Origin of the sequence: Salipiger sp. H15 (genome assembly GCF_040409955.1) — a bacterium.
Taxonomy (GTDB): domain Bacteria; phylum Pseudomonadota; class Alphaproteobacteria; order Rhodobacterales; family Rhodobacteraceae; genus Salipiger.
In genome coordinates, this window is record NZ_CP123385.1 from 1,589,684 (window position 1) to 1,611,716 (window position 22,033).

Here is a 22,033-nt window from a genome sequence, read left to right on the forward strand (position 1 = left end):
ATGCAGCTCGACTTTCCCTATCACTTCGACGGGCGCGACCGGACGGCGGAGATCTCGGAGGAGGGGCATATCCGCGACCTGATCCACCAGATCCTCTTCACCAATCCCGGCGAGCGGGTGATGCGGCCCGAGTTCGGGGCGGGGGTCCACCAGCTGGTCTTCGGCCCGGCCAGTGTCGAGACCGCGGCGACGAGCGAATTGATGATCCGCGGCGCGCTGCAGCAGTATCTCGGCCAGCGCATCGCGGTCGAGGAGGTGCGCTCCGAGGCCGAGGGTCCCGCGATCCGCATCACCATCGTCTACATCCTGCTGCGGAGCGGCGCGCGGCAGAGCGCCAGCTTCACCGCGGGCGGCGCAGGGGGCGGGCCATGATCTACCACTGCTGCGACCCGCGCCGCCGCGAGCGCCTGCTGGCCGCCATCGACGATGGCGCGGCGATCAACGGCATCGACTTTCTCGAGGTGCTCGACCGCGAGCCCGAGGACAACCCGGCCCGGCAGCGCACGCTGATCCTGCGCTTCCTCGCGCCCGCGCCGCTGCTGACCCCGGACCAGATCGAGCTATCGGGCGGCGTGCGGGTGACCGGCATCGGCATCGAGTGGATCACCCGCGCCGATGCGCCGGACGCGCCCCCGGCCGAGCCCGAGATCGACGCCTATCTCCAGGCGCTCCCCGAGCCGGACCACGTGCTGGCCATCCGCACAAGCGCGGCGGGGGATTTCTCGACCTACCGGCTGCGCTTCGTGAGCGGGCCGGGCGCGCTGGTGCCGCCCGCCGGGATCGACCACGTGCTCTCGGAGGTCGCCTTCTCGTTCAAGGTCGAATGCCCCAGCGATTTCGACTGCGCGCCGGTGCACGATTGCCCCGAGGAGCCGCCGCGGCAGCCGGTGCTTTCCTACCTCGCCAAGGATTACCAGAGCTTCCGCCGGCTCATGCTGGGCCGCATGGCGCAGATCATGCCGGGCTGGCAGGAGCGCAGCCCGGCCGATCTCGGCATCACCCTCGTCGAGGCGCTGGCCTATACCGCCGACCGGCTTTCCTACGCGCAGGACGCGGCCCATACCGAGGCCTATCTCGCCACCGCGCGCAGGCGCTCGTCGGTGCGCCGGCACGCGCGGCTGGTGGATTACCGGATGGATGACGGCGCGAACGCGCGGGTCTGGGTACATGTGGCGACCGATGCGGACGGGGTCGTGGTGCCCGCGGGCACGCAGTTCCTGACCCGGCTCACCGGCTTCGATCCGGCGATCCCGGCAAGCGCGCGCGAGGCGGCGCTCGCCCGCGCGCCGCAGGTCTTCGAGGCGCTGCATGCCAAGGCGCTGACCGTCGCCGGGAACGGCATGTTCTTCCACGAATGGTCGGACGCCGAATGCTGCCTGCCGAAGGGCGCGACGCGGGCGACGCTGGCGGGGAATTTCGACATGCTCGAAGCCGGCGACGTGCTGGTCTTCGAGGAACGGCTCGGGCCGCGCACAGGGCGGGCGGCGGATGCCGATCCCGCGAAGCGCCACGCGGTGCGGCTGACCGCGGTGCAGGCCGGGCTCAGCGACGACTTCGCCGAGGGCGGCCCCGCCGAGATCACCGAGATCCGCTGGGCCGAGGAGGACGCGCTGCCCTTCCCGCTCTGCCTCTCGGCGCTGCTCGACGAGGCGGCGGGCGGCGGGCTGCAGCGCGAGGTGAGCCACGCGCTCGGCAATATCCTCCTTGCCGATCACGGCGCGACCATCGAGGTGCCCGAACCGCTCGGTCCCGTGCCCGCGCCGCATTTGCAGTTGGTGCCCGCGGGTGGGGGCGATCCTTGCGAGCATCCGGAGCCGGAAAACGTGCCGCCGCGCTTCCGCCCCGCGCTGCTGCACGGTCCGGTGAGCCAGGTCGCGCCCTTCGATGAGGCTGCGCCCTCGGCCCGTGCCGCGACCGCGCTGGAGGGGGTGCAGCGCCAGCCGAAGATCACGCTGAGCGCCGACCTTCTGGACTGGCACGCGCAGCCCGACCTGCTGCAATCCGCGCCCGAGGACCGGCATTTCGTGCTCGAGACCGAGGCCGACCAGCGCGGGTTCCTGCGCTTCGGCGACGACCGGCTCGGCCGCCGCCCGGCTTCGGGCACCACGTTCGGGGCAGTCTACCGCGTCGGCAACGGAAGGGCGGGCAATGTCGGGGCCGAGGCGATTTCGCACGCGCTGACCGGGCTCGGCCAGATCACCCGGGTGCGCAACCCGCTGCCCGCGACCGGCGGGCGCGATCCCGAAACCATGGAGGAGGTGCGGCAGGCCGCGCCCTATGCCTACCGCCGGCAGGAGCGCGCGGTGACCGAGGAGGATTACGCCCGCATGGCCGAGCGCCACCGCGACGTGCAGCGCGCCGCCGCGACCTTCCGATGGAACGGCCACGGGCACACGGTCTTCGTCACCGTCGACCGCTTCGGCGGCCGCCCGGTGACGCCCGAGTTCGAGGCCGAACTTCTCGGCCAGCTCGACCCGGTGCGTATGGCGGGCTACGACCTCGAGATCGACGCGCCGCGCTTCGTGCCGCTCGAGCTGTCGCTCTTCATCTGCGCCGGGCACGACCATTTCCGTTCCGAGGTGCGCCGCGCGGTGTTCGAGGCGCTGTCGGCGGGCACGCTTCCCGGCGGCGGAAGGGGCTTCTTCCACCCCGACAACTTCACCTTCGGCACGCCGCTCTACCTCTCGGCGCTCTATGCCGCCGTCATGGCGGTCGAGGGCGTGGCCGCGGTCGAGGCACGGCTCTTCCGGCGGCGGGGCGTGCGCAATGCCATCGACCTCGAGGCCGGGGTCATCGGCTTCGGGCGCCTCGAGATCCTGCAGCTCGAGAACGACCGCAACTTCCCCGAGCGCGGCGTGCTGGCGATCGAGATGGGAGGCGGGAAATGACCGAGGCCCCGATCCGGATCGGACATGCCGACGAGGGCGCGACGGCGGATGCCTGCGGCTGCTGCGACGGCACCGCGCTCGCGACCGTGCAGCCGGTGGAGAACCGCCCGGGGCTTCCGGCCATCGCCTTCCGGGTCGGCGATCACGCGCGGTTCAAGGCCTCGATGCTCACCGGGCTCGCCTCGGCCGCGCATCCGGCGCTGGCGCGGCTGCGCACGCGCGAGGACGACGATTTCTCGATCGCGCTGATCGACGCCTGGGCGGCCTGCTGCGACGTACTGACCTTCTACCAGGAGCGGCTGGCGAACGAGTCCTATATCGGCACGGCGACCGAGCGGCTCTCGGTCACCGAACTGGCGCGGCTGATCGGCTACCGTCTGCATCCCGGCGCCTCGGCCGAGACCGAGCTGGTGCTTCTCATGGAGGACCCGCCCGCCGCCGCGCCCGACGTTTCGGTGCTGACCGTGCCGGCGGGGACGCGAGTGCAGAGCCAGCCGGGACCGGACGAGCTGCCGCAGGTCTTCGAGACGCTCGAGGATCTCGAGACCCGCGTCGCCTGGAACCGGCTGCGGCCACGGCTGACCGAACCCGTCGCGCCGGACACCGGCGACCGCTTCACCTGGCTTGCCGGGCTGCCCGTGCTTGCCGTCGGGGACGCGATCCTGATCACCGGGCGCAACCGCGAGGAGGAGGACCCGGGCTCGGAGCTCTGGGATTTCCGCCGCGTGACAGCGGTGGCACCCGATGCGGCGGCGGGCCGCACGCGGGTCACCTGGGACCGCCCGCTCGGCTCGGTCTCGCCGCCGGGCGAGGCCGCGCAGATCGCGCACCGCTTCTATCACCTGCGCGAGCGGGTGAACTTCTTCGGCTACAACGCACCGCATCCGAAGACGCTCTCGAACCAGCAGCGCAGCCACTTCGGCTTTGGCGGCACGCCCGAGAGCAACCCGCCCTCGCCGATCTCGACCGGAGGCTCGGGCGACTGGGTCTTCGGCCGCCCGGCGGCGCAGGCGATCTGGCTCGACGCGATCCACAAGGGCTTCGTCGAGGGCAGCTGGATCGTGCTTGCCAAGCAGAACGGCCTTGCCGAGGCCTACCGGATCACCTCGGCCACCGATGACGGTGTGGCGCGCTACGCGATCAGCGGGCGGGCCAGCCGGCTGTCGCTCGACACTGCCGAGAACCTAGATCTCTTCGACGGTGCGGGGACGCGGCGCACGTCTGTCTACGGGGCGAGTCTGCAGCTTCCCCTTGCCGAGCACCCGATCACCGAGCCCGTCGCAGGCTCCGAGGTCGAGCTTGGCCAGCGCGTCGAGGGGCTGGAGGGCGGGCGGCGGCTGATCTTCACCGGGCCGCGTGCGCGGCTGCGCCACGAAGGGGTGGGCACGCTGACCATCGCCGCCCCGGGCGGCGGGGTGCAGAGCCTCGCGCGCGGGCAGGAGGTGACGCTGATGGGCGCGCCGCAGCCCGTGCCCGCGACCATCAACCTTCGCTATGACGTGCTGACCGACACCGGCTTCCGCGGGCAGGTGGTCGCGGCCTTCGGCGTGCTGCGCGGCGTCGCCCCGCCGAAAGGGGCCGAGGTGATCGCGGAGCCCGCGACGCTCGCCAGCGCGCTCGCCGTCGGGGCGGACCGCACGCGGCTGGTGCTGCAAGAGGCGCTGGGCGCGGCCTACGACCGCGCGGGGCTGGCGATCCACGCAAATGTCGCGCGCGCGGCCCATGGCGAGGGGGTGAGCGACATCCTCGGCAGCGGCGATCCCTCGGTGCCGTTCCAGAAATTCGTGCTGAAACACGCGCCGGTGAGCCAGCGCCTCGCGGCGACCGAGACCGGCGTGGAAAGCACGCTGCGGCTGCGCATCGACGGGGTCGCGTGGCAGGAGGTGCCCGACCTCTACGATCGGGGGCCCGAGGCGCGGGTCTACAGGACCTCGCTCACCGACGCGGGCGAGACGGTGGTGGAATTCGGCGACGGCCGCTCCGGCGCGCGCCCGACGCCGGGGCGCGACAACATCTTCGCAGACCACTCGCGCGGGCTCGGCCGGGCCGGCAACCTGCGCGCCGGTCAACTGTCGCTGCCGCTCGACCGCCCGCTGGGGCTCAAGGAGATGGTCAATCCGCTGCCCGCGACCGGGGGGGCGGATCCCGAGACGATGGCCGAGGCGCGGCGCAATGCGCCGATCCACACGCTGACGCTCGGCCGGGTGGTTTCGGTCAGCGATTACCGGGACTTCGCGCTCGGCTTCCCGGGCATCGCGAAGGCCGAGGCGCGCTGGGTCTGGCAGGGCGGGGCGCGGCGCATCGTGGTCACCGTCGCGGGCGAGGACGGGGCCACGCTCCCCGCAACTTCGGCCACTTACGCGAACCTGCTGGCGGCCTACCGCGCGCTCGGCGATCCGCTGGTCGGGGTGGCGCTGCTGTCCTACCAGCCGGTGAGTTTCCGGCTCGGCCTGCGGCTCGCGGTGGACCCGGCGCGCGAGACGGACCGGGTGAAGGCCGACCTCGAGGCGGCGCTGCACGCGGCCTTCGCCTTCGCGGCGCGCGATTTCGGCGGGGTGCTCAGCCAGTCCGAGGTGGCCGCGGCGGCGCACAGGGTTCCGGGGGTCGCCGCGATCGACATCGACATCTTCCGCCGCACCAGCGGGCCGCAGACCGCCGCGCCGAGCTACCCGCGCCTGACCAGTCGCGGCGCGCGGCAGGGCAGCGGCGGCGTGCTCCTGCCGGCGGAGATCCTGACGCTGCAGGACGGACCGCTCGCCAAGCTGGAGCTCATGCCATGACCCGGATCACCCCCGAGGCGCTCTACCGCCTGCTGCCCGCCGTGCACCGGCTGCGCGATGCCGGGGAGGGCGGGCCGCTCGCCGCGCTGATGGCGGTCCTCGCGCGCGAGGGTGCGGTGGTCGAGGAGAACATCGAGCAGCTGCTCGACAACCTCTTCATCGAGACCTGCGAGGACTGGGCCGCGCCCTATATCGGCGGCACAATCGGCTACCGCGCGCTCTACGAGGTCGAGGGGGTGCAGGTCGGCACCCGCGCCGAGGTGGCCAACACCATCGGTTACCGGCGGCGCAAGGGCACGGCGGCGGTGCTCGAGGCGCTGGCCCGCGACGTCACCGGCTGGCCTGCCCACGTGGTCGAGTATTTCCAGGTCACCGCCACCTGCCAGCACATGAACCACGTGCGGCCGGGCCACGCGCTGGCGCCGCGCCTGTCGGACCCCCTGCCGCTGGAATCGCTGGATCGCGCCTTCGACCGGACGCTCCAGACCGTCGACGTCCGCTCGATCCAGCAGACGGTGAGCCGCAGGAGCCTCGGCGGGCGGCACAATTTCCAGAACATAGGGCTCTGGCTCTGGCGGCTGATGGCGCGGGGCTCGACCCGGATGCCGGTGACCGCGGTGGATGCCCGGCGCTACCTCTTCGACCCGCTCGGCGCGCCGCGCCAGCTGGTCAACCTGCCCTTGCCCGAGGCGACGATCACCTCGATCTCGCGGCCCGAGCACGTGCCGGGCGACATCTCGCGGCGGGCGCTCGATGCCGATCCGGCGCTCTGGTACGGGGCGGACCGGGCGCTGGCGCTTTATCTGGACGGCGAGTTCGTGCCGGTGAGCCGGATCGAGGCCTGCGACCTTTCGGACGACGGGCCGGGCTGGAACCACAGCCCCCACACCGCGCTGCCCGAGGCCGAGCTGCGGCTTCGCGAGGGTACGCCGCTGCCGGATCCGCTGCTGCCGCCCGATCCGCCCAACGCGATGATCCGGATCGACCCGGTGCTCGGGCGCATTGCCTTTCCTGATGCCGAGACGCGCGAGATCCGTGCCACGTGGCACAGCGGCTTTCCCGGGCGGATCGGCGGCGGCGAGTACAACCGCGCACGCACGCTCACCCGCGATCCGGGGCAGGCGCTGGTGCTCTACCCGGGGCCCGACCATGTGACGCTGCAATCGGCGCTCGACGCGGTCGCGGCCGAGGGGGGCATCGTCGAGCTGACGGCCAATGAGGTCTTCGCCGAGCCCGCGGCGCTGCGTGCCGGGGCCGGGACGGAGGTGATCCTGCGCGCCGCCAACGGGCTGCGCCCGATCCTGCGCCCCGGCGGGCCGCTGACCCTCGAGGGCGGGGCCGAGGCGCGCCTCGCGCTCGACGGGGTGACGGTCGAGGGCGCGCCGGTCGAGATCGGCCCGGACGGCGACGGCGCCTCGCCCGCGACGGTCACCTTGCGCCACGTGACGCTGATCCCGGGCCTGTCCTTCACCGACACCGGCGCGCCGGCCACGCCCAATGCCACCTCGCTCGCGGTCTCGGCGATCGGCGTCGAGCTCCTGCTCGACCGCTGCATCACCGGGCCGATCGCGATGGACGAGACCACCAATGCCGAGATCCGCGACAGCATCGTCGACGCCGCCGCGCTCGTCCCGCGCGAAAGCGCCGCGGCGCTGGCCATCTCCGGGCCGGGGCTCGAGGGCGATCCCGCCGGGGCGCTGACCATCCGGGCCAGCACGGTGGTCGGGCGCATCCTCGCCCGGGTTTTCCCGCTGGTCAGCGACAGCCTCCTGCACGCCCGCAGCGAGAGCGGGGCGCCGGTGCGCGCCATTCGCCGCCAGCAGGGCTGCATGCGCTTCTCCTTCGTACCCCACGGCTCGGTCACGCCGCGCCGCTACCGCTGCCAGCCGCAGCTGGCGATCGCCGAGGCGGTGGCCGAGGCGGAGGAGGGCGGGCCGGTCACCGATGCCGACCGGGCGCAGATCATCGCGCGGGTGAGCCGGGCCATGCGCCCCGGCTTCACCTCGCAGCGCGCGTCCGACCCGGCCTACCTGCAGCTGCGCGGCGTCGCGCCGAGAGAGATCCGCGCCGGAGCGTCGGACGAGGGCGAGATGGGCGCCTGGCACCTGCTGGCCGCCCCCCAGCGCGAGGCCAACCTGCGCATCCGGCTGGAGGAATACCTGCGCTTCGGCCTCGAGGCGGGGCTGTTCCACGAGACCTGATCCGAAGGAGGAACGAGATGAGTGAGGATTTCAGCCGCGACAGCTTTCGCCCGCAGAAGGCCTTTGCCGGTGTGTTCCTTCAGCAGGGCCGCCCGGTTCTCGACGCGGATTTCAACGAGATGGTGCGGATCATGGAGCGGCGCATTCGCGCCGCCACGGTCGACACGATCGGGCGCGGCGTGGTCCCGCGCGAGACGCCGGACGGGTTCGGGATCACCCTGACCGGCGGCGGGCTCGGCATCGGGCGCGGGCGCGCCTATGTCGATGGCATGCTCGCCGAGTGCCGGGGCGACCCGGAGGCAGGCGCCGTCTTCGACCGCGCGCGCGAGGAGGACCAGTCCCCCGAGGGCGTGCTCGACGAGATGATCCCGCCGCCCGAGGGCGACGTGCTCGACTTCCTCGACCAGCCCTACTGGCCGACGGCGGCCCTGCCGGACGATCTCGGGGCGGGGCGCGCGGCGGCCTATCTGGTGGTCTGGCAGCGCCCGGTGACGCCGACCGAGGATCCGGACCTGCTCGAGCCGGCACTCGGCGGGCTCGACACCACGACGCGCTGGCAGACGGTCTGGCAGGTGCGCCTGCTGGAGGACGTGGGCGCGAATGTGGACTGCAGCACGCCGGTCGAGGACCTCGAAGGCTGGACCGCGCTGACCGCGCCCTCGACCGCGCGGCTCAGCACCGGCACGGTCGAGGTCGACACGCCCGAGGATCCCTGCCTCGTGCCGCCGACCGAGGGCTTCACCGGCATCGAGGAGCAGTTCTTCCGCGTCGAGTTGCACGCGCCGGACCCGGACGCGGCGGCACCGCTGGCGCAGCAGGACTGGCGCTTCAAGTACAGCCGCGAGAATGCCTCGGTGCGTGCCTCGGTGACCTCGATCGCCGCGGATGCGCTGAGCGTGACCGTCGCGCGCATCGGGCGCGACGCGGTGCTGCGCTTCGCCCCCGGCGACTGGGTCGAGATCACCGACGACCACCGCGAATTCGAGCACCGTTCGGGCCAGATGCTGCGGGTCGAGGAGGTGGACGCGGACACGCGCACGGTGATCTTCGAAACCGCGGTGGCGGCGGAGTTTCTTCCCGGCGGCGGCGACGACACGGTGGCGACGCGGCACACGCGGCTGATGCGCTGGGACCAGCACGGGGTGATCCGGCTGGCGGATGGCGCGAACAGCCTTCTCACCGATCTCGGCGCGGTCGGCAGCGACGGGCTGATCCCGGTGCCGGGCGACGGCACGCCGGTGATCCTCGAGAGCGGTGTCACCGTCGCCTTCGGCACCGCCGAGGGGCCGGGCGGCTTCCGGGAAATGGACCACTGGCGCTTTGCCGCGCGCACCGCCACCACCTCGGTCGAACTGCTCGAAGACGCCCCGCCTCACGGGGTGCAGCGCCACTACTGCCGCCTTGCCATCGTGCGGGCCGCCGAGAACCTCGTGAACGACTGCCGGGTGTTCTGGCCGCCCGAGTTCGGCGGCGGCGAGGGTGAGGGCTGCGCCTGCACCGTCTGCGTGACCGCCGAGGGGCACAACTCGGGGGCGCTGACCATCCAGCAGGCCATCGACGAGGTGCCGCCCGAGGGCGGGACGGTCTGCCTCGAGGCCGGGACCTACCTGCTGCGCGAGCCGGTGGTCATCGCGAACCGCGCGGGGCTTGCGCTGACCGGGCAGGGGATCGGCACGGTCCTCACCTACGAGGGCGCGGGCGGCGCGGTCCGGGTCGAGACCGGGACCGACATCCGGCTCGAGAGGTTCAGCCTTATGGTCCGCCCCGCGGCGCAGGATGCCAATGGCGGCACGCTGCCGGGCCATGGCGTGACGGCGCAGAACACCGCGCTGCTGGCGCTGCGGCGGCTGGCGGTGATCGTCGCGAGCGGCGCGCCCGAGGACAGCATCAACTTCGGCATCGCGCTCGACGGGATCCAGATCGGCACGGTCATCGAGGAATGTGTCGCGCTGGCACCCAACGCGCTCGGCGCAAGGTCGAGCTACGGGCAGGACAATGACGGCGACCTGCAGTTCGCGGGCTTTGCCGAGCTGCGGGTGCGCGACTGCATCCTCTTCGGCGGGCGCACGGCGGTGCGGATCGAGCGCGCCGCGCTCAACCTCTCGGCGGCGCTCTTCTCGCGCAACCTGCTGCTCGGAGGCGGGACCGCGGTGCGGGTCAACTGGGCCGAACTGCCCGCCGCCGGCCTCGGTTTCGAGGCCAGCACGATCGGCGCGAACGGCGCGGGGCTGGTGCTCTCGGCGGGGACGCTGCGGGTGCAGGACTGCGAGATCTCGGCGGGCGCGGGGCAGAGCGACGGGATCCTGCTGGTGCCGAACCTGCTGCCCGATGCGGAGACCGACGCGCAGATCGTCGGCAACACGATCTTCGATCTTGGCGGCGCGGGGATCCGGCTTGCGGGGCGGCTCGACACGGTGCTGATCAAGCGCAACATCCTGCGCGACTGCGGCGCGGCGGGGATCGCCGTCTCGCCCGACGCCTCGGTGCGGCACGTGGCGATCGACAACAACGTGATCGAGCGCATCGCGCAGGCCTCGCCGGTGCCGGAGGCGGCGGGCATCGTCCTCGCCTCGGCCGAGAGCGGCCAGATCCTCGGCAACTCGGTGCGCGCGGTCGGACTGGCGGGGTTCCAGGGGCAGCGCTACGCGGGCATCGCGGTGATCGGCTGCGGCAGCGTCGAGATCGGCTCGAACTTCATCGCCGAGATCGGCGGCGAGGAGCCCGAGCAGGAGGCGGTCGGGATCATGGTCCTGCCGCCCTACGTCACCATGGCCCTGCGCGGGAACCGGATCCTCGGGCCGATGGCGGCCGGAGACGGCGCGCCGGTCGCGTGGCGGGCGATCGAGATCGGCCGCAGCGGCGGCGATTTCGACGGCAGGCTGCCGCCGGTCTTCACCGGGGCGACGGCGGCGGTGCCGACGCTCGGGGCGAGCGGGCTTGCCTATTTCGTGGTGGGCGACGAGGTGATCCGCGCGTCGGGCTCGCAGTTCGCCATGGCCCTGCCGAGCCTCGGGGCGCAGATCGCCGTCGACGGCAACCAGGTCCGCACCCGGCGCGAGCATATCGGCCGGATCGTGCAGGTGGTGGACGGCGGCGCCGTGTCGCTGGTGATGGGCGGCAACCAGGTCGACTACCGCAGCGAGGCACCGCTGTCGGAGCTGGTGCGCGCCGCCGCGCCGCGCATCGCCTTTGCGAACAACACGCTCACACACCCCTCCGGAGACGTCTCGGCGCGGCTCTTCACCGGGACCGATGCCGGCGGCGCGACCGTGCTCGGCAACATCACCCGCGCGCGCATCCTGCTCAACAACGGCGGGCTGCCCGCGCCCTTCGGCCCGCTGAACATCCTGACCTGACCCACGCAAGGAGGGCAGACCCATGCCAAATGCCATCGCGACACTCGGGCGGGAGCGGACCGTCGCCACGCTGGCGCGCCGGCTCTACGCTCTCGATGCCTCGGACGGGGCGACACAGGCGCGCGCCGAGCGGGCGCTGCTGCGGGCCAACCCGCGCCTGCGCAGCGCCGCGGGCTTCCGCTCGGGGGCGGACATCGTCGTGCCGGAACTCGAGGGGCTCGGCTTCACCGATGCGGTGGAGCGGCCGGGGACGGGCGGGCAGGGTCCTCTCGACGCGGTGACCACGGCGCTGCGCGAGATGGCGAGCCGCGCCGAGGACCGGGCCCGCCTTGCCGAGGAGCGGCGCGAGGAGATCGAGAAGCGGACCGGGGACGCGGGCTTCGTGCGCGAGGCGCGGCGCGCGCTGCCCGAGGCGGTTGACCTGATCGGCAAGGCCCGCGCACGGCTCGAGACCGAGCGGGCGCAGGCCGCCGAGGTGGAACAGCGGCTTCAGAAGGGCATCGCCGAGGCGCTGAAGGCGGTCGAGACGCTGCGCGCGCAGGGCGGGCGGGACCGTTGATCCCCCCGCCGCGCGGCGTGCTTCAGGCGCGCAGCACGCCCTTCTTCAGCACGATGTTGGCATAGAGCCGCCGCTCGCCGGTCGACACCACGGCAAAGGCCTCCTCGGTGCGGTCGTAGAAGGCGAAGCGGTCGATCTCCTCGACCGTGACGGGGGCGAGGTTGGCCTCGGCCAGCACGCGGTCGAACTCGTCGAAGATCTCGGGCCGGCCATCGGGGCAGGCCATGACCGCCGCCGGGGCCTCGACGAAATCGTCGAGCGGGAAGACCGACAGCACCGCCTCGCAGGCGCGGATGATGTCGATGCCGGGCAGCTCGACCAGCCGCTGCGCAACCCGCGTCGCGGGGAAGTTGGCGTCGACGAGAACGATCTCGTCGCCATGGCCCATGTCGCGCAGGATGGCGAGAAGCTCGCCGGTCAGGAGCGGGTCGATGTTCTTCAGCATGTCTTCCTCGGGCACTGCCTGTGTCGGGACCAGCGTTAGCACGATCGCGGCGGGCGTACACCGAAACTTGAGAGGCGTGCGGGCATCCTCCGGGGCGCGGATCGCGCGGAAAAGGCTTGTGCAAAATTTCCCGCAAAGCCTCCGTCCGAGGGAACCAAGCGGCGGGTTCCGCGTTATGCTTCGTCAAAGACAAGAATACAGGGGCAGGACAGGCAGGGTGAAAGACTTCGTCGAAGATCCGGACGTGATCCGGGACAGCAATCTCAGGGATGCCCTGCGGGGAGCCACCTCCGGCCCCCATCTCCGTCTCGATGCCGAACTGTCGCGTCTCGACCTGTCGAAGACGCAGGATCGCCGGGTCTTCTGCGAAGTGCAGAGGCGAGGCTTCTCGCGTCTGGGCGACGCCTGCGGCTGGCAGGCGTCCGAGGCGACACCGGCTTTGCACGACACCATGCGCGCGCTGGCGCAGGACCTCGGGCCCGAGCCCTCGGTGGGTCCGGGGCGGGACCTGCCGCTGCACGGCGACGCCGTGGCCTACCTGCTGCTGGGATCGCAGCTTGGCACCGCCGTGCTGCGCCGCGCGCTGCCCGAGCCCGCCACCTGCGGGTTCTTCGCGCTGCCCGGGGACCGCATCGCCTGGCGCGCCTTCTGCCAGCGGCTCTCGGCCCTGCCGTCCCGCTGCCCCGAGGCGCAGCGCGTGCTGCGCGACGCCATCCGCGCCTTTTCCATCTTCGAACACGAGGCGCGCGCCGTGCTGGCCGCGCCGGCCGACGGAGCATCATGAACGATTCCTTCATTTCCACCGACACGCCCGTCGACCTGACCAATTGCGACCGCGAACCGATCCACCTGCTGGGCAACGTGCAGAGCTTCGCGGCGCTGGTCGCGATCTCGGCGGACTGGATCGTGCAGCATGTCTCGCGCAATGCCGGGCAACTGCTCGGGCTCGACGCCGAGGGGCTCACCGGGCGCAGCTTTTCCGAGGTGATGCCGCGCGAGACCGTGGCGAAGCTGCGCGAGAAGCTCGGCGGCACCAGCCACGAGAATTCCGTGGCGCGGCTCTTCGGCTTCGACGTCTTCGGCGACGGCCGGCTCTTCGACGTCAGCGCCCACCAGTCCGGCTCGAGCTTCATCTTCGAGTTCGAGCCCAAGACCCGCAGCGGCGAGCAGGACGAGCTGGCGCTGGTGACGCCGATGCTGCGCCGCGTCTCGGCGCAGAAGGACCTGCTCGGCGCCTCGGAGGAGGCGGCGCGGCAGCTGCGCGCGCTCACCGGCTTCGACCGGGTCATGGTCTACCAGTTCGGCCCCGAGGGCGACGGCACGGTGATCGCCGAGGCCAAGGACGGCGGCGACGCCGAAACCTACCTCGGGCTGCATTTCCCCGCCTCCGACATCCCGCGGCAGGCGCGGGCGCTCTACAAGCGCAGCCTGCTGCGGCTGATCGCCGACGTCGACGACCACGTCTCGCCCATCGTGCCGCAGCAAAGCCCCGAGGGGCAGCCGCTCGACCTGTCGCTGGCGATGTCGCGGGCGGTCTCGCCCATCCACCTCGAGTACCTGCGCAACATGAACGTGCGCGCCTCGATGTCGGTGTCGATCGTCATCCGCGGCGAGCTCTGGGGGCTTTTCGCCTGCCACCACCGCGCGCCGTTGCACGTCGACTACGAGCGTCGCACGGCGGTCGAGTTGCTGGCGCAGTTCTTCGCCTACGAGCTCGAGCGGCAGGAGGCGAAGGCCACCAGCGACACGGTCGGCCGCGCGCAGCGCCTGCACGACCGGCTGATGATGCAGGTCAGCTCCGGCGAGGGGCTGGCGGCGAGCTTTCCCAGCATCGCCCGCGAGATCGCCAAGGTGATCCCGCATGACGGCATCGCGCTCTATTCCGACGGCGCCTACGTGGCGCAGGGCAGCGCGCCCTCGAAGGAAGAGTTCCACACCATCGCGCGCTTCCTCAACACCGCCGCGGCGAGCCGGGTCTATGCCACCGACAGCCTCGTGGCGCGGCTGCCGTCGATGGCGGCGCTCAAGGAGGATTGCGCGGGCATCCTCGCCATTCCCGTCTCGCGCACGCCGCGCGACTACATCGTGCTCTTCCGCTCGGAAGTGGTGCGGCAGGTGAACTGGGCGGGCAATCCGAACAAGCCGGTCGAGGTCGGCCCGCTCGGCGCGCGGCTGACCCCGCGCAAGAGCTTCGAGCTCTGGAAGGAAGACGTCGCCGGGCGCTCCGAGACATGGTCGCCGACCGTGCTCAAGGCGGCCGAGGCGATCCGGGTGACGCTGCTCGAGGTGGTGCTGAAGCTGGCCGACGAGGTCAACGCCGAGCGCAAGCGGGCGCAGGACCAGCAGGAGCTCCTGATCGCCGAGCTCAACCACCGGGTGCGCAACGTGCTGGGGCTGATCCGCTCGCTGGTCGGCCAGTCGCGGCGGTCGGCGCATTCCATCGAGGAGTTCACCGCGGCAGTCGACGGGCGCATCCACGCGCTGGCGCAGGCGCATGACCAGCTGACCTCGACCGAGTGGCGCCCGGTGGCGCTGCGCGAGCTGCTGGCGGTCGAGCTCGGCGCCTATATCGCCGGCGAGGAGCACCGCGTCTCGGTCACCGGCCAGCCGGTGCTGCTGGCGCCCGAGGCCTTCTCGACCATGGCGCTGGTGCTGCACGAGCTGGTGACCAACTCGGTCAAGTACGGCGCGCTCTCGGTGCCCGCGGGGCGGGTCGAGGTAGCGGTCGAGCGGCTGCCCGACGGGCTGGTGCGGATCGGCTGGGCGGAAAGCGGCGGGCCCGCGGTGCGCGCGCCCGAGCGGCGCGGTTTCGGCACCACGATCATCGAGAAATCCATCCCCTTCGAGCTGAAGGGCAAGGCCGACGTGCGCTTCGAGGTGACCGGGTTGCGGGCCGAGTTCCTGCTGCCCGAGCGCTACGTCACCGACGCGCCCGAAGGGGTGCGCGGGGCCGCCCGGCAGGTGCCGCAGGCGGCGGCGTCGGAGGGCGAGGGGCTGTCGGGCGTCGCGCTGGTGGTCGAGGACAACATGATCATCGCCATGGACGCGGCGGACATCCTGTCCGATCTCGGCGCCTCGAAGGTGCACACCGCCTCGTCTGTGGCCGAGGCGCTGCGGATCATCGACGCGCACCCGGTCTCGGTCGCGGTGCTCGACGTCAACCTAGGTTCCGAGACGAGCCTGCCGGTGGCCGAGATGCTGGCGGCGCGGGGCGTGCCCTTCGTGCTGGCAAGCGGCTACGCGGGGCATTCCGATTGGCTGTCGCGCTTCCCCAAGGCGCCGATGACCAGCAAGCCCTTCACCATCGAGACCCTGTCGAAAGCGGTGGGGCGGCTGACCGGAGGCTAACCGGAGGCCGAGGGTCCGCCGGTCAGCAGCGGGCAGGGCGCTCAGGCGGCCTTGCCGTCCTCTCCCGCGTCCTCGGCCGGGCCGTCGATCTGCCGGCGCAGGCTTTCCACCGCCTGCGCGGCGCGCTCGCCGGCCTCGGTCAGCGCATCGGCCAGCGCGTCGGCGCGGTCCTGGTCGACGCCGCGGCGCAGGATGTTCGCGGCGCTGGTCGAGACGGCGGTGAGGTTGCTGAGCGTGTGGAAGAGCTCGCTCAGCGAGCCGAGCATCTGCCGGTCCTCGAGCGCGTGCCGCGCGGGCTCGCCGTCGGGCGCGATGCCGGACATCAGCGACGACAGGGCGAGCACCCGGGCGACCTTGCCCTCGGCCCAGTCGAGCGGCACGATCTCGACGTCCCAGAGGCTTTCCCCGCAGCGCGCGTGCACCAGCTTGCCGACGAAGCTGGCGGGCTTGCCGTCGAAGGCGCTGGCCAGCGCGGCCTCGGCGTTGAGCCGTTCCGCCCCGTCCCAGAAACTGGGCCAGATCTGGCCGCAGATCGCCTCCGCGTCGCGGTTCAGCAGCTCCAGCCCGCGCCGGTTGATGGCAAGCACCTTGCCGTCGCGGTCGAGCACCTTGGCGCAGACCGTCGTGCGCTGCGCGAGGTAGCCGAGGACGGTCGAGAGGGCGGTGGCTTCGAGGTTGGTTTCGGCGAGAATCATTGCGTGGTCCGGGGCTCGGGAGGGACAGCAAGTTTACAGCTCGTTAATTTACGGGCTGCGGGGGCGGGTCTGCAATCGCGATCTTGTGGCGAGGTAAATTTGCTGGCCCCGCACGATCCCGCGGCAACAGCTTCGCGCATCGGTTGAGCGGCTCAGTGGAAGTCGCGGCTGGGAAACAGCTTTTTCGCCTGCTCGCGCGGGTGGCGCGCGGCACTGCCGCGACGGCTGCCGCCCACGGGCCTGCGGGTCTCGTCGGCGCGCCCGTCATTGGCCTCGATCGGTCCGAGCACGGGCACCGGCCCGCCGAGATCGAAGAGCAGCTCCGACAGATCCTCGACCGTCTCGGCGATGAGGTGGGTGACCACGCCCTCGCGCTCGAGCCGCCCGGTGACGCGCAGCAGCCGGCCGGCGATCACCGCCTTGCGGAAGGTCTCGTAGATCTTCGTCCAGACCACCACGTTGGCGGTGCCGGTCTCGTCCTCGAGCGTGAGGAAGATCACCCCCGAGGCGGTGCCGGGGCGCTGGCGGGTGATGACGAGCCCGGTGGCGGTGATGCGCTGGCGGTGCGCCACCTTGTCGAAGGCGGAATGCGGCAGGCTTTCCGGCAGGCGCGGGCGCAAGAGCTCCATCGGATGGGCGCGCAGGCTCAGGCGCAGCGAGAGGTAATCCTCGACCACCTCCTGCCCGAGCGTCATGGCGGGCAGGATCACGTCGGGCTCGGCCGCCCCCTCGCCATCGGTGCCGAAGAGCGGCAGGGGTTTCGGCGCGCGCAGTGCCTTGGCGGCCCAGAGCGCGTCGCGCCGGGTGAGGCCGAGCGCCGCGAAGCCGTCGCCCTCGGCCAGCCGCTCGAGCGTGTCGGGCTTCACCCCGGCGCGGCGCCAGAGGCTTTCGACGTCGGGATAGCCGTTGCCCCGCGCCGCGACGATCCAGGTCGCGTCCTCCTCGCGCAGCCCCTTGATCTGGCGCAGCCCCAGCCGCAGCGCGAGGCTGCCGTCCGGGCGCCGTTCGAGCGTGTTGTCCCACTCGGAATGGTTGACCGAGACCGGGCGCACCTCGATGCCGTGCTCGCGCGCGTCGCGCACCAGCTGGGCGGGGGCGTAGAAACCCATGGGCTGGGCGTTGAGCAGCGCGCAGGTGAAGATCGCCTGGTGGTGCCGCTTCAGCCAGGCCGAGATGTAGACCAGCCGGGCGAAGCTGGCGGCGTGGCTTTCCGGGAAGCCGTAGCTGCCGAAGCCCTCGATCTGGGCAAAGCAGCGCTCGGCGAAATCGGCGGTATAGCCGCGCGCCAGCATCCCCGAGACGAAGCGGTCGCGGAAGGCGCCGATGGTGCCCATGCGCTTGAAGGTGGCGAGCGAGCGGCGCAGCCGGTCGGCCTCGGCCGGGGTGAAGCCGGCGGCGACCACGGCGATCTGCATCGCCTGCTCCTGGAACAGCGGCACGCCGTAGGTGCGGCCCAGCACCTCCATCATCGCGGGGCCCAGATCCTCGACCGGCTCCTTGCCCTGGCGGCGGTTGATGAAGGGATGCACCATGCCGCCCTGGATCGGGCCGGGGCGCACGATGGCGACCTCGCAGACGAGGTCGTAGAAGCGCCGGGGCAGCATCCGGGGCAGGAAGTTCAGCTGCGCCCGGCTCTCGACCTGAAAGACCCCGATGGCATCGGCGCGGCAGAGCATGTCGTAGACGGTCGGATCCTCGGGCGGGACATTGGCCAGCGTCCAGTGCTGGCCCCGGTGATGGGCCAGCAGCGAGAACGCCTTGCGGATGCAGGTGAGCATCCCCAGCGCGAGGATGTCGACCTTGAGAAGCCCCAGCGCGTCGATGTCGTCCTTGTCCCACTCGATCACCGTGCGGTCGTCCATCGCGGCGTTCTCGATCGGGCAGAGCTCGTCGAGCCGCCCGTGGGTGATGACGAAGCCGCCGACGTGCTGGGAAAGGTGGCGCGGGAAGCCGATGATCTCCTCGATCAGCCTGGCGGTCATCAGGACGCGATCGTCGGTGGGGTCGATCCCGGCGTCGCGCATGCGGTCCTCGTCCGGGGCCGAGGAGGACCAGCCCCAGATCTGCCCCGAGAGCCGGGCGATCACGTCCTGGCTCAGCCCCATCACCTTGCCGACCTCGCGGATCGCGGCGCGCGAGCGGAAGTGGATCACCGTGGCGGTGAGCCCGGCGCGCTCGCGCCCGTAGCGTTCATATATCCACTGGATCACCTCCTCGCGCCGCTCGTGCTCGAAATCGACGTCGATGTCGGGCGGCTCGCCGCGTTCCTTGGAGATGAAGCGCTCGAAGATCAGCGTGATGCTCTCGGGCGGCACCTCGGTCACGCCGAGCAGGTAGCACACGACCGAGTTGGCCGCCGAGCCGCGCCCCTGGCAGAGGATGCCGCGCGAGCGGGCAAAGGCGACGATGTCGTGCACGGTGAGGAAATACGAGGCGTAGCCCATCTCGCCGATCAGCCGCAGCTCCTTTTCCACCCGGTGCACGATCTTCGGCGGCGGCCCGGCAGGGTAGCGCCAGTGCAGCCCCTCGCGCGAGAGCCGGGCGAGCCGGTCCTGCGCGGGCTCGCCGTTCAGCGCCTCGTCGGGGTACTGGTAGCGCAGTTCGTCGAGGCGGAAGGCGCAGCGGTCGGCGATCTCGGCGGTGCGGCGCAGCGCGGCGGGGTAGCGGTGGAAGAGCCGGGCCATCTCGTCGCCGGATTTCAGCCGCCGCTCGCCGTTGGGCAGGCGCCGCGCGCCGATGTTGTCGATGGTGCAGCCCTCGCGCAGGCAGGTCAGCACGTCGGCCAGCGGGCGGCGGGCCGAGCGGTGCATGAGCACGTCGCCCAAGGCCACCATCGGCAGCCCGGTCTGCTGCGAAAGCCGGGCGAGGCGGTCGAGCCGGATCTGGTCGCGCCCGTCGTAGACCGGCGCGGCGCCGAGGAAGGCACGGCCCGGGCAGCGCCGCAGCATCTCGCGCAGCTCGGGGTCGGTCGCCGCGGCGGTGCCCTCGGGCTCCAGCGGGTCGGGCGACAGGGCGATGAGGATCATCCCCTCGGTCGCGGCGCGCAGGTCGGCGCGGGAGAGGTGGCACTCGCCCTTCTCGGCGCGGCGCTTGCCGAGCGACAGGAGCCGCGTCAGCCGCGCCCAGGCGGCGACGTCCGTGGGCAGGGCGAGCCAGTCGAGCGGGCTGTCGGTCAGCACCAGCCGCGCCCCCGCGATGAGCCGGGGCAGCGGCTGTTCGGGCGGCAGCAGCGGCGCGGCGCCGGGGGGGACCTGCGGCACGCGCTGGCGGCTCGAGGGATCGGTCAGCGAGTGCGAGCGGATCGCCGGGGCCTCGCGCGCCGCCGCCTCGGCCGCCTCGCGCGCCTCGCCCTGCAACCGCTCGAGCTCCTTCAGCGCCGAGAAGGCGCGCACCACCCCGGCCACCGAGTTGCGGTCGGTGATGGCGATGGCGGTCAGCCCCAGCTCGGCGGCGCGGGTGACCAGCTCCTCGGGGTGCGAGGCGCCGGTGAGGAGGGTGAAGTTGCTGGTGACGCAGAGCTCGGCATAGGGGGTCATGCGAATTCCCCCTGCACGAACCAGTCCTGCGCGCCGCCCGCGTCCCAGCCCGCCACCTGCGGCGTGTGGAAGAGCCAGAGCCGCGGCCCTTCGCGCGTCTCGATCCGCCAGTAGTCGCGCAGCCCCGAGCGCCAGGCGGGATCGTCGAACCACCATTCGGGGGCGATCCGCTCGGGCCCGGTGGCGCGCAGCGTGGTGAAGGCCATGCGCCGCCAGCGGAACTGCGCGGGCGGGTGGCCGGGCTGCACGCCGCGCGCGCCGGTGACCAGCTCGGGCGGGAAGAGGAACTGCGGCCGCGGCGGGCCGCGCCGGGGCGGCGGGGCCTCGGCCTCGCTGTAGGCGGCGGGGGCGATGAGGAAGCTGCGCTCGGGGATGGTGCTGTCGGCGGGCAGCAGGCGCTGCACGGCGTCGAAGCCGAGCCGGTTGCCGAGCCGCGAGACGAGGTCGGCGAGCGCGTCCTCGCTCCGCAGCTTCGGCCCGCCGGGGCCGAGCTGCTCGGGCGGCAGCTTTTCGGTCACCTCGGCGCAGAGCCGCAGCGCGTCGATGCCGAAACCCGCCTCGACCTCGGCCACGCCCTTCTCGAAGAGCGCGGCGATGCGGTGGGGGTCGCGCATGGGCCGGGCAAGGCCGACCCGCACCTGCGCCGTCTCGCGGTCGACCCGGCGCAGTTCCAGCAGTACCCGCCGCGCGCCGTGCTGGTGGCGGGTCAGCGTCTCGCAGAGCCGCTCGAGCAGGCGCATGAGCCCGGCCATCACGTCGTCCTGCAACCCGATCGGTTCGGGCAGGGTCATGCGCACGCCGAAATGCGGCGCCTCGCGCTCGGCATCCACCGGCTCGGGCCGGGTGCCGAGCGCCTGGTCGAGCCGCATCACCAGCGCCGGGCCGAAGCGCTTGGCGAGCGGCGCGCGCGGCAGGTGCACGAGATCGGCGATGCGGGTGAGCCCGACGCGGCAGAGCGTGGCGGCGGTGTCGTGGTCGATGCGCAGCGCCGAGACCGGCAGCGGCCCCAGCCCTTCGGCCAGCGCGCCCTCGGGCAGCACGCCGCCGCCGTGGCGGGCAAGCGCATGGGCCGCGCCCCGGGTGCCGGCGATGGCGCTCTGCGCCGCCAACCCGGTGCGCTCCAGCCGGTCGTGCAGGTCCGCGCGCAGCGCCGCCTCGCCGCCGAAGAGATGCGGCACGCCGGTGATGTCGGCGATCAGCCCGTCGGCACCGTCGCGCGCCACCAGCGGCGCGTAGCGCCCGGCCCAGCGGCACAGGCCCGCCAGCGCCGCGGCCTCGCGCGCAAGATCGGCGGGACGGGTGGCAAGGTCGGGGCAGATGGCGCGGGCATCGGCCAGCGCCATGCCGCGCGCCAGCCCGTGTGCCTGGGCCAGCGGCGAGACGCAGTGCAGGTGATCGGAATTGCCCGACCGCAGGGTCAGGGCGAAGGGCCCCTCAACGGGGCGTCTCCGCAGGCTCATGTCGCTCGCCAGCCGCGGAAACCAGATGGAAAGCAGACGTCTCGCCATGCCAGTCTACGGTCCAGAGTCTCAGTGTTCCCTTTTTGTTCTTTATAAGGGACCACTGCTGCAGAGTCGAGTCCGCCGAGGGCGAGGGAAGCTGTTCACAGGCCCATCGCGTCTCGGCGGCATTGCTGCCCTTGCCGGACTGGATGAGCATGAGCCCGGTGGTCCTGCCGGCCTCGGCCGCCAGCTGCAGCCGTCGCCCGGCGGTGAGCGAGAGCGTGTCGCCCGGCTCGGCCACCACCAGCCCGACGGCGGGGCAGCGCAGCGCCTCCTCGGCGGTCCAGAGAAGATCGGTCTCGGACTGCGGCCTGACCAGGTGCAGCCGCGCGCCGACGCCCTCGGGCAGGCCGCGCAGCAGCGGGCTGTGCGGCGCGTGACGGGGCAGGATCCAGACCAGCGGCCCGTCGTGCCGCGTCGCCTGGAACAGCGCGAAGCCGCGCCGCGCACGCCCTTCGGCCTCGTGCACCCGGGCGGGGCAGAGGGCAAGCGGGTCGGCCTCGGCAAGAGGCGCGCTGGCGGGCAGGGAACGCATGGGGACCGGAACGGGTGGCAGCAGAGTCGGTGACAGGGGTACGAATGAGAACATTGCCAGAACATCCGGCGCGAGGGAAGCGCCGGTCAGGGGGCGGATGCGCATCGTGACCGGATACGTGACCGGAAGCGCACGCCGGGCCCGAGCGCTGGGCGCGTCTTCGAGGCAGCAATACTTTCCCGAGATCC

Annotated in this window: 13 protein-coding genes; 8 read left to right on the forward strand and 5 right to left on the reverse strand. The window is 72.3% G+C overall.

Annotated features, from left to right (window positions below; genetic code table 11):
• The 6 genes from PVT71_RS21795 to PVT71_RS21820 are packed head-to-tail and all read left to right on the forward strand — an operon-like array spanning position 1 to position 11,784.
• Positions 1 to 372: a GPW/gp25 family protein gene (locus tag PVT71_RS21795; RefSeq protein WP_353474579.1), complete on the forward strand. Its 372-nt coding sequence runs from the start codon at positions 1 to 3 to the stop codon at positions 370 to 372.
• Complete coding sequence (locus tag PVT71_RS21800; protein ID WP_353474580.1) at positions 369 to 2,888, forward strand: putative baseplate assembly protein; 2,520 nt, start codon at positions 369 to 371, stop codon at positions 2,886 to 2,888. Before PVT71_RS21795 ends, PVT71_RS21800 begins: the two co-directional genes overlap by 4 nt.
• Entirely contained in the window at positions 2,885 to 5,668 is a 2,784-nt protein-coding gene (locus tag PVT71_RS21805; RefSeq protein WP_353474581.1) for a putative baseplate assembly protein, read from the forward strand. Before PVT71_RS21800 ends, PVT71_RS21805 begins: the two co-directional genes overlap by 4 nt.
• Positions 5,665 to 7,869 (forward strand): hypothetical protein, encoded by a 2,205-nt coding sequence (locus PVT71_RS21810; protein WP_353474582.1) that lies wholly within the window; start codon positions 5,665 to 5,667, stop codon positions 7,867 to 7,869. Before PVT71_RS21805 ends, PVT71_RS21810 begins: the two co-directional genes overlap by 4 nt.
• Positions 7,870 to 7,886: 17 nt before the next feature.
• Positions 7,887 to 11,225 (forward strand): DUF6519 domain-containing protein, encoded by a 3,339-nt coding sequence (locus tag PVT71_RS21815; protein WP_353474583.1) that lies wholly within the window; start codon positions 7,887 to 7,889, stop codon positions 11,223 to 11,225.
• A 22-nt stretch (positions 11,226 to 11,247) separates the two neighbouring features.
• Complete coding sequence (locus PVT71_RS21820; RefSeq protein WP_353474584.1) at positions 11,248 to 11,784, forward strand: hypothetical protein; 537 nt, start codon at positions 11,248 to 11,250, stop codon at positions 11,782 to 11,784.
• A 22-nt stretch (positions 11,785 to 11,806) separates the two neighbouring features.
• On the opposite strand, the gene PVT71_RS21825 is transcribed toward PVT71_RS21820, so the two are convergent.
• Positions 11,807 to 12,229 (reverse strand): RbsD/FucU domain-containing protein, encoded by a 423-nt coding sequence (locus PVT71_RS21825; protein WP_353474585.1) that lies wholly within the window; start codon positions 12,227 to 12,229, stop codon positions 11,807 to 11,809.
• A gap of 217 nt (positions 12,230 to 12,446) precedes the next feature.
• Between PVT71_RS21825 and PVT71_RS21830 the strand changes: the two genes are divergently transcribed.
• A complete protein-coding gene (locus tag PVT71_RS21830) occupies positions 12,447 to 13,013 on the forward strand; it encodes a hypothetical protein (RefSeq protein WP_353474586.1) in 567 nt (188 codons plus the stop codon).
• Positions 13,010 to 15,577 carry an HWE histidine kinase domain-containing protein gene (locus tag PVT71_RS21835; RefSeq protein ID WP_353474587.1) on the forward strand — a complete coding sequence of 856 codons (2,568 nt, stop codon included), beginning with the start codon at positions 13,010 to 13,012 and terminating at the stop codon, positions 15,575 to 15,577. The genes PVT71_RS21830 and PVT71_RS21835 overlap by 4 nt, the downstream gene beginning before the upstream one ends.
• Before the next feature lie 41 nt (positions 15,578 to 15,618).
• Here PVT71_RS21835 and PVT71_RS21840 read toward each other — a convergent pair whose 3' ends face one another.
• The 4 genes from PVT71_RS21840 to PVT71_RS21855 all read right to left on the reverse strand — a co-directional run bounded on the left by PVT71_RS21840 (position 15,619) and on the right by PVT71_RS21855 (position 21,845).
• Positions 15,619 to 16,272 carry a PAS domain-containing protein gene (locus PVT71_RS21840; RefSeq protein ID WP_353474588.1) on the reverse strand — a complete coding sequence of 218 codons (654 nt, stop codon included), beginning with the start codon at positions 16,270 to 16,272 and terminating at the stop codon, positions 15,619 to 15,621.
• Positions 16,273 to 16,424: 152 nt separating this feature from the next.
• Positions 16,425 to 19,808, reverse strand: coding sequence for an error-prone DNA polymerase (locus tag PVT71_RS21845; protein WP_353474589.1), 3,384 nt, complete (start codon positions 19,806 to 19,808; stop codon positions 16,425 to 16,427).
• Entirely contained in the window at positions 19,805 to 21,268 is a 1,464-nt protein-coding gene (locus PVT71_RS21850; RefSeq protein WP_353474590.1) for a DNA polymerase Y family protein, read from the reverse strand. The genes PVT71_RS21845 and PVT71_RS21850 overlap by 4 nt, the downstream gene beginning before the upstream one ends.
• Entirely contained in the window at positions 21,243 to 21,845 is a 603-nt protein-coding gene (locus PVT71_RS21855; protein WP_353474591.1) for a hypothetical protein, read from the reverse strand. Before PVT71_RS21855 ends, PVT71_RS21850 begins: the two co-directional genes overlap by 26 nt.
• Positions 21,846 to 22,033 lie beyond the last annotated feature (188 nt).

Excerpts from the sequence above, each read along its gene's own strand:
- PVT71_RS21795 (WP_353474579.1), top strand. The coding sequence starts at position 1 with ATGCAGCTCGACTTTCCCTATCACTTCGACGGGCGCGACCGGACGGCG.
- PVT71_RS21800 (WP_353474580.1), top strand. The coding sequence starts at position 369 with ATGATCTACCACTGCTGCGACCCGCGCCGCCGCGAGCGCCTGCTGGCC.
- PVT71_RS21805 (WP_353474581.1), top strand. The coding sequence starts at position 2,885 with ATGACCGAGGCCCCGATCCGGATCGGACATGCCGACGAGGGCGCGACG.
- PVT71_RS21810 (WP_353474582.1), top strand. The coding sequence starts at position 5,665 with ATGACCCGGATCACCCCCGAGGCGCTCTACCGCCTGCTGCCCGCCGTG.
- PVT71_RS21815 (WP_353474583.1), top strand. The coding sequence starts at position 7,887 with ATGAGTGAGGATTTCAGCCGCGACAGCTTTCGCCCGCAGAAGGCCTTT.
- PVT71_RS21820 (WP_353474584.1), top strand. The coding sequence starts at position 11,248 with ATGCCAAATGCCATCGCGACACTCGGGCGGGAGCGGACCGTCGCCACG.
- PVT71_RS21825 (WP_353474585.1), bottom strand. The coding sequence starts at position 12,229 with ATGCTGAAGAACATCGACCCGCTCCTGACCGGCGAGCTTCTCGCCATC.
- PVT71_RS21835 (WP_353474587.1), top strand. The coding sequence starts at position 13,010 with ATGAACGATTCCTTCATTTCCACCGACACGCCCGTCGACCTGACCAAT.
- PVT71_RS21840 (WP_353474588.1), bottom strand. The coding sequence starts at position 16,272 with ATGATTCTCGCCGAAACCAACCTCGAAGCCACCGCCCTCTCGACCGTC.
- PVT71_RS21845 (WP_353474589.1), bottom strand. The coding sequence starts at position 19,808 with ATGACCCCCTATGCCGAGCTCTGCGTCACCAGCAACTTCACCCTCCTC.
- PVT71_RS21850 (WP_353474590.1), bottom strand. The coding sequence starts at position 21,268 with ATGAGCCTGCGGAGACGCCCCGTTGAGGGGCCCTTCGCCCTGACCCTG.
- PVT71_RS21855 (WP_353474591.1), bottom strand. The coding sequence starts at position 21,845 with ATGCGTTCCCTGCCCGCCAGCGCGCCTCTTGCCGAGGCCGACCCGCTT.